The sequence below is a fragment of the Streptomyces sp. LS1784 genome, assembly GCF_020103755.1.
GTDB lineage: Bacteria > Actinomycetota > Actinomycetes > Streptomycetales > Streptomycetaceae > Kitasatospora.
This window is the reverse complement of the sequence record NZ_JAHSQD010000399.1, coordinates 1-7626: the sequence shown is the minus strand read 5'-3', so window position 1 is coordinate 7626 and position 7626 is coordinate 1. Positions and strand designations below refer to the sequence as shown.

The 7626-nt window shown below is 71.3% G+C and carries 7 protein-coding genes; 3 read left to right on the top strand and 4 right to left on the bottom strand.

Annotated features, from left to right (window positions below; all coding sequences use genetic code 11):
- A partial coding sequence (locus tag KS423_RS32470; protein WP_374120068.1) for a ComF family protein occupies positions 1–291 on the bottom strand: 291 nt, incomplete at its 3' end.
- 369 nt (positions 292–660) lie between these two features.
- Between KS423_RS32470 and hpf the strand changes: the two genes are divergently transcribed.
- Positions 661–1356: a ribosome hibernation-promoting factor, HPF/YfiA family gene (gene hpf, locus KS423_RS32465; protein WP_224283340.1), complete on the top strand. Its 696-nt coding sequence runs from the start codon at positions 661–663 to the stop codon at positions 1354–1356.
- A 204-nt stretch (positions 1357–1560) separates the two neighbouring features.
- The gene (locus KS423_RS32460) at positions 1561–2313 is read left to right on the top strand and encodes a response regulator (protein WP_374120067.1); all 753 of its coding nucleotides are present in this window, start codon (positions 1561–1563) and stop codon (positions 2311–2313) included.
- A 12-nt stretch (positions 2314–2325) separates the two neighbouring features.
- Here KS423_RS32460 and KS423_RS32455 read toward each other — a convergent pair whose 3' ends face one another.
- On the bottom strand, positions 2326–3537 hold the full coding sequence (locus tag KS423_RS32455; RefSeq protein ID WP_224283338.1) for a winged helix-turn-helix domain-containing protein: 1212 nt from the start codon (positions 3535–3537) through the stop codon (positions 2326–2328).
- 37 nt (positions 3538–3574) lie between these two features.
- Entirely contained in the window at positions 3575–4132 is a 558-nt protein-coding gene (locus KS423_RS32450) for a GNAT family N-acetyltransferase (RefSeq protein ID WP_224283337.1), read from the bottom strand.
- A gap of 278 nt (positions 4133–4410) precedes the next feature.
- On the opposite strand from KS423_RS32450, the gene secA reads away from it, so the two are divergent.
- Complete coding sequence (gene secA, locus KS423_RS32445) at positions 4411–7173, top strand: preprotein translocase subunit SecA (RefSeq protein WP_224283336.1); 2763 nt, start codon at positions 4411–4413, stop codon at positions 7171–7173.
- A 101-nt stretch (positions 7174–7274) separates the two neighbouring features.
- Here secA and KS423_RS32440 read toward each other — a convergent pair.
- Positions 7275–7626, bottom strand: a 352-nt coding sequence (locus KS423_RS32440) for an Rv3235 family protein (protein WP_224283335.1), incomplete at its 5' end; no start/stop codon positions are given.

The following is a 7626-nucleotide window of genomic DNA, read 5'->3' as shown; positions in this document are numbered from 1 at the left end:
GAGGGCCTCGCCGAGCGGCCCGGCCAGCCGCAGCGCGCCGCGTTCCTTGTGGGCGAGCAGCAACTGCCGGACCGGATCGGTGTACGGCGCGGCGGCGTGCGTCCAGGGCAGCAGGGTGGGCGCGGGCCGTGCGGTGGCCAGCACGTGCCGGCAGGCCGGGCAGAGCTGGGTGCGTTCGCTGCCGCAGCCGGCGCAGTCGGCGGGCAGCAGGACGTCCAGCAGCCCGGCCAGTGCGTGGCCGAACGGCCCTTGGGCGGGCGTCGGGCGGGCGGGGGAGGGGGGCGGCGGCACGGCTGCTCCTGGCGGCGGCAGGCACGGAGAGTCAGCACAGGATGCGCCGTATGGGGGGTGTTGTCCAGGTATTTACCCATACTTCACCCGCGAGAGGGTAGACAGGGTGCACCAGCTTGACCGCCTGACCGCAGTATCGGGTCATACCCTCTTTGTCGCCTGGGGAGGCGAAAAACCCGTGTGAGGTGTTCGATAAGGCTTCAGGGGGTTTCAACCGTCCCTGGTGGGGAGGAAGTGAGGTGAGGGCCAGTCGTTTCCGCCGCTGGCGGCGGGGACGGGGGGCCGGCAGTGGATGGGCTGGTCCAGCTGGGTCTCAGTCCGGTCCGGTAGCACCCGGATCGGCGTCAGCACGAGGGATCGGAGTTCTGCGTGGACATCGTCGTCAAGGGCCGCAAGACCGAGGTGCCCAAGAGGTTCCGCGAGCACGTGGCCGAGAAGCTGGAGAAGGTCCAGAAGTTCGACGGCAAGGTGATCAGCCTCGACGTCGAGGTGTCCAAGGAGCACAACCCGCGGCAGGCCGACCGGTCCGAGCGGGTGGAGATCACTCTCCGTACCCGTGGGCCGGTGATCCGGGCCGAAGCCGCCGCCGGCGACCCGTACGCGGCGCTCGACCTGGCCTCGGCGAAGCTCGACGCGCAGCTGCGCAAGTCCGCGGACCGGCGTCGGGTGCACAAGGGCGGCGCGAACGGCCGCACCCCGATCAGCGTCGCCGAGGCGACCGCGGCCCTGGCCGCGCTGCCGGACACGAGGGCGCTGGAGGGCGAGACGAACGGCGCCGTCCGCAAGACCATGATGGGATCCCTGGAGGTGGAGGGCGAAGGCCCGCTGGTGGTCCGGGAGAAGACGCACCCGGCCGCTCCCATGGCGCTGGACCAGGCGCTCTACGAGATGGAACTGGTCGGCCACGACTTCTACCTCTTCGTGGAGAAGGACAGTGGCCTGCCGAGCGTGGTCTACCGCCGGCACGGTTACCACTACGGCGTCATCCACCTGCAGACCGACCTCGCGGCCGGGCCGGGCGGCGGGGCGGGCGGCGCGATCGGCGGGTCCGACGACGAGGACTGACCGTCCGAGAAGCGATGGAGGGGTGCCCCCGGCGGCCGTGGCCGCCGGGGGCACCGGCGTTCGGGGGCGGGGTGGTTCGGGCGGCGTCGCGCCCCGGACGGAGGGGGTCACCCGATGCGGGGGAATCGGCATCGGAGGGTGACCGCGGCGGCGCCGGGGCGTGGAATGATTGGCGCACGACGACCCGCGAAGGGGGAGGAGCGGATGGGGGATCACTTCGGGCTGGGGCCCGGGGTCGGGCCAGGGCTGCCGTTGGGGGCGGAGGAGGAGCCCGCGTACGAGCCGCACCGGGGTGAGCCGATCCGTGTGTTGGTGGTGGACGACCACGCGCTGTTCCGCCGGGGGCTGGAGATCGTCCTCGCGGAGGAGCCGGACATCAGGGTCGTCGGGGAGGCGGGGGACGGCGCCGAGGCCGTGCTGAAGGCCGCCGACCTGCTGCCCGACATCATCCTCATGGACGTCCGGATGCCGCGTCGCAGCGGGATCGAGGCCTGCACGGCGATCAAGGACGTGGCGCCCAGTACCAAGATCATCATGCTGACGATAAGCGACGAGGAGGCCGACCTCTACGAGGCGATCAAGGCGGGGGCCACCGGCTACCTGCTCAAGGAGATCTCCACCGACGAGGTCGCCACCGCGATCCGCGCGGTCGCCGACGGGCAGTCCCAGATCAGCCCCTCGATGGCGTCCAAGCTGCTCACCGAGTTCAAGTCGATGATCCAGCGCCGCTCCGACGACCGGGACCTGGTGCCCGCGCCCCGGCTCACCGACCGGGAGCTGGAGGTGCTCAAGCTGGTGGCGACGGGGAGGAACAACCGGGAGATCGCCAAGGAACTGTTCATCAGCGAGAACACCGTGAAGAACCACGTGCGCAACATCCTGGAGAAGCTCCAGCTGCACTCCCGGATGGAGGCCGTGGTGTACGCGATGCGGGAGAAGATCCTCGAAATAGGGTGAGCCGGGCGGGACTTAGTGGTCCGCCAGCAGCTTCTCCAGGGCCGGGCGCAGCCGCTCGTCGTGCAGCGCCCCGACCCGCACCTCGTCGCAGCCGACCCAGTCGGCCGCGTCGCGCAGGGCCGTCGCCAGCGCCTCGACGTGCCGGGCGCCGCGCCCTCGACCGCCGTCCAGCGAGACCTGTCGGGCGACCAGGGTGCGGCCCTCGCGGGCCGGGTCGACCCGGCCGACCAGTCGGCCGCCGGCCAGCAGCGGCATCGCGAAGTAACCGTGCACCCGCTTGTGCTTGGGCGTGTAGGCCTCCAGCCGGTGTGCCATGCCGAAGATCCGCTCGGTGCGGGCGCGGTCCCAGATCAGCGAGTCGAACGGCGAGAGCAGCGTGGTGCGGTGGCGCCCGCGGGGGGCGGCGGCGAGGGCGGCCGGATCGGCCCAGGCCGGGGCCGGGGCGCCGTCCGGGCCCCAGCCGGCCACCTCGACCGGGACGAGCCCGCAGTCGGCGAGCACCGGGTCCAACTGCTCGGCGCGCAGCCGGTGGTAGTCCATGAGGTCGGCCCGGGTGGCCACGCCGAGCGCGGCGCCGGCCTGGGCGACCAGGGTGCGCACGCACTCCTCGTCCGACCGCTCCTGCCCGAACAGGGTGTCCGGGATGGCCTGTTCGGCCAGCGCGTAGACGCGCTTCCAGCTCCGGCGCTCGGTGCAGACCACGTCGCCGAAGGCCAGTGCCCGCTCGACGGCGATCTTGGTGTCGGACCAGTCCCACCACTCGGCGGTCCTCTTGGCGCCGCCCAGCTCGGTGGAGGTCAACGGCCCCTCGGCGCGCAGCTTGTCGAGCACGGCGCGGTAGGTCTCGGGCGTGACCTGGTGGCCCCAGAGGTGGCCGCGGTCGCGGTAGCGGCGGCGCCGGAAGGCGAACAGCGGCCACTCCTCGACCGGCAGTATGCAGGCCGCGTGCGACCAGTACTCGAAGCTCGCGCCGCCGCCCCAGTACGCCGCCTCGACGGCCGGGCGGCCGACCGCGCCGAGGCGGGCGTACGGCACCAGTTCGTGCGAGCGGGCGAGCACCGAGATGGTGTCCAGCTGTACGGCGCCCAGGTGCCGCAGCACCCCGCGTACCCCGGCACGGCGGTCCGGCGCGCCCAGCAGGCCCTGGGCGCGCAGGGCGATCCGGCGGGCGTCGTCCGCGCTGAGGGCGGCGACGGGTGCGGGGCGGGCGGCAGCGGCGGTCATGCCGGCGAGCGTAGCCGGGGGCACCGACAGCCCGGACTCAGTCCAGGTCGGAGGGCAGCAGGGAGGCGATCCAGGCGTCGTGGAAGACACCGCGCTGCTCGGCGTACGAGCGCAGGGTGCCCTCGACGCGGAAGCCGGCCTTCTCGGCGACCGCGCGGGAGCCGTCGTTGCCGACGTAGGCCTGCCACTCCAGGCGGCGCAGGCCGAGCTCGCGCAGGCCGTAGCGGGAGACGGCGCGGGCGGCCTCGGTGGTGTAGCCGCGGCCGCGGAACTCCTTCACGGCCCACCAGCCGATCTCGGCGGAGCCCGGGTCGTGGGCGCGCAGGACGAGCCCCTGGGAGCCGACCAGGGTGCCGGACTCGCGCTCGAACACGCACCAGATCCGGTTCGCTCCGGTGCGCCAGCCCTCGATGGCGAGATCGCGCACGAAGAACTCCGCGTCCTCGCGCCGGTACGGCGACGGGACGACGGTCCACCGCTGGATCTCCGGGTCCTGGCACGCGGCGAAGACCGCGTCGATGTCGGACTCCTGCGGGGCGCGCAGAACGAGCCGCTCGGTGGTGAGGGTGACCGGGCCGGTGCTGGTTTCTTCCATGAACGGATTATTTCGCCGGGCGAGGAAAACGGGCATCCGAATATCCCGCCGGTCGTCCCGTCGGTCCGCCGGTTCGGCCGGGGGCCAACTCCCGGGCCCACCGACCGTTTTGTCCCGGTGGACGGTGCTATCGGGCCATGTGCTCGCGCGGGTGACACGGGAATACCGTGCTGACGCACCTCCCGGGGGATTGGACTCCTCGCATACGATGGCCCGTGCGGTGGGGTGGACCTGCCGTGCAGTCGTCCAGTGCCAATACAGGCAAGGAGCCCGCTCACGTGTCCGTCTTCGACAAGATCCTGCGCGCCGGCGAGGGCAAGATCCTTCGCAAGCTGCAGCGGATTGCCGCCCAGGTCAACTCCATCGAAGAGGACTTCGTCAACCTCACCGACGCCGAGCTGCGCGCACTGACCGACGAGTACAAGCAGCGGCTCGCGGACGGCGAGGCCCTGGACGACATCCTCCCCGAGGCGTTCGCCACCGTCCGCGAGGCCGCCAAGCGCGTGCTCGGCCAGCGGCACTACGACGTCCAGCTGATGGGCGGCGCCGCCCTGCACCACGGCTACGTCGCCGAGATGCGCACCGGTGAGGGCAAGACCCTGGTCGGCACCCTGCCCGCGTACCTGAACGCGCTGACCGGCAAGGGCGTCCACCTGATCACCGTCAACGACTACCTCGCCGAGCGCGACTCGGAGTGGATGGGCCGGGTACACCGCTTCCTCGGCCTCGAAGTCGGCGTGATCCTGGGCAACATGACGCCCGCCGAGCGCAAGCGCCAGTACGCGATGGACATCACGTACGGCACGAACAACGAGTTCGGCTTCGACTACCTGCGCGACAACATGGCCTGGTCGAAGGACGAACTCGTCCAGCGCGGCCACAACTTCGCGGTCGTCGACGAGGTCGACTCGATCCTGATCGACGAGGCCCGTACCCCGCTGATCATCTCCGGCCCGGCCGACCAGGCGACCAAGTGGTACGCCGACTTCGCCAAGCTGGTAATGCGTCTGAAGATCGACCGCGACTACGAGGTCGACGAGAAGAAGCGCACCGTCGGCATCCTGGAGGAGGGCGTCACCCGGGTCGAGGACTACCTGGGCATCGACAACCTCTACGAGTCGGTGAACACCCCGCTGGTCGGCTTCCTGAACAACGCCATCAAGGCGAAGGAGCTGTACAAGCGGGACAAGGACTACGTCGTGATGAACGGCGAGGTCATGATCGTCGACGAGCACACCGGCCGCATCCTGGCCGGCCGCCGCTACAACGAGGGCATGCACCAGGCGATCGAGGCCAAGGAGGGGGTGGAGGTCCAGAACGAGAACCAGACCCTGGCCACCATCACCCTCCAGAACTTCTTCCGCCTGTACGACAAGCTCGCGGGCATGACCGGTACCGGCACCACCGAGGCCGCCGAGTTCCACCAGATCTACAAGCTCGGCGTGGTGCCGATCCCGACCAACAAGACGCCGCTGCGCATCGACCAGCCCGACCTGATCTACAAGTCGGAGCCGGCCAAGTTCGCGGCCGTGGTCGAGGACATCGCCGAGAAGCACGAGAAGGGCCAGCCGGTGCTGGTCGGCACCGTGTCGGTCGAGAAGTCCGAGTACCTGTCGCAGGAGCTGCGCAAGCGCGGCATCCCGCACGAGGTGCTGAACGCCAAGCACCACGAGCGCGAGGCGCAGATCGTCGCCCAGGCCGGTCGCAAGGGCGCCGTCACCGTCGCCACCAACATGGCCGGCCGCGGCACCGACATCATGCTGGGCGGCAACGCCGACCACCTGGCCGCCGCCGAGCTGGCGCAGCGCGGGCTGACCCCGACGGACACCCCGGACGAGTACGAGGCCGCCTTCCCGAACGCGCTGGAGAAGGCCAAGGCCTCGGTGAAGGCCGAGCAGGACGAGGTCAAGGAGGCCGGTGGCCTCTACGTCCTCGGCACCGAGCGGCACGAGTCCCGCCGGATCGACAACCAGCTGCGCGGCCGCTCCGGCCGTCAGGGCGACCCGGGCGAGTCCCGCTTCTACCTGTCGCTGGGCGACGACCTGATGCGCCTGTTCAAGGCCGGCATGGTCGAGCGCGTGCTCTCGATGGCCAACGTGCCCGAGGACGTGCCGATCGAGTCCAAGATGGTCACCCGCGCCATCGCCTCCGCGCAGACCCAGGTCGAGCAGCAGAACTTCGAGATCCGCAAGAACGTCCTCAAGTACGACGAGGTGCTCAACCGCCAGCGCGAGGTCATCTACGGCGAGCGCCGCCGCGTCCTGGAGGGCGAGGACCTCCAGGAGCAGGTCGGCCACTTCATGGACGACACCGTCGAGGCGTACGTCCGGGCGGCCACCGGCGAGGGCTTCGAGGACGACTGGGACCTGGACAAGCTCTGGACCGCGCTCAAGCAGCTCTACCCGGTCACCCTCGACCTGGAGGAGCTGGAGGAGGAGGCAGGCGGCCCGGCCGGTCTGACCCCCGAGTTCCTGATCAAGTCCATCCAGGAGGACATCCAGGCCCAGTACGGCGCCCGCGAGGACCAGTTGGGCGCGGAGATCATGCGCGAGCTGGAGCGCCGGGTCGTACTGTCGGTGCTGGACCGCCGCTGGCGCGAGCACCTCTACGAGATGGACTACCTCCAGGAGGGCATCGGCCTGCGGGCCATGGCGCAGCGCGACCCGCTGGTCGAGTACCAGCGCGAGGGCTTCGACATGTTCACCGCGATGATGGAGGGCATCAAGGAGGAGTCCGTCGGCTTCCTGTTCAACCTGGAGGTCCAGGTCGAGCAGCAGGTCGAGGAGGTCCCGGTCGAGGACGCCCAGGTGGTGCTCGACAAGCTGGAGAAGGACGCCGCCCGCCCGGAGATCAAGGCCAAGGGCCTGGAGGCCCCGAAGCCGCAGCGGCTGCACTACACGGCCCCCTCGGACGAGGTCGGCGGCGGTGTGGTCGAGGGCGACTTCGAGGACCTCGCGCCGGAGGACGAGGGCGACGGCCTGACCCGCGCCGAGCGCCGCAAGGCCGCGAAGTCGGCCAAGGGCCGCCGCCGCAAGAGCTGAGCCGGCCGCCGGCCACCGGCCAGGACGCCACGCAGGGCGCCGTTCCCGCACCGGGACGGCGCCCTGCGCCGTTCGGTGCCGCCGGGGGCGCGGCAGGGTGCTCATCGGGCCTCCACGGCGGTGCACTGCCACTGTCCGGCCGGGCCGCGCTGCTCCAGCCGGAAGGCCACCATGTGGTGCCGTCGGCCGAGGTCGACCCGCACGCAGGCCTCGACCGCCTCCGGTGAGGGCGAGCGGTCGTGCACCGGGCCGAGCCGGGGCCGGTCGGCGGGGCCGCCGCGGCGCAGTGCGCCGGCCCGGACCAGCGAGGCGAGCTGCCCGTAGCCGTCCAGGCTGGTGTGCCGCATCAGCTGGCCGGAGGGCCGTGCGCCGGTCAGCACCTCGACCAGCTGGCGGGCGAACCGGGCGGCCAGTGCCCCGGAGTCGGGCCCGGGGGTGCCGGTGCAGGCAGAT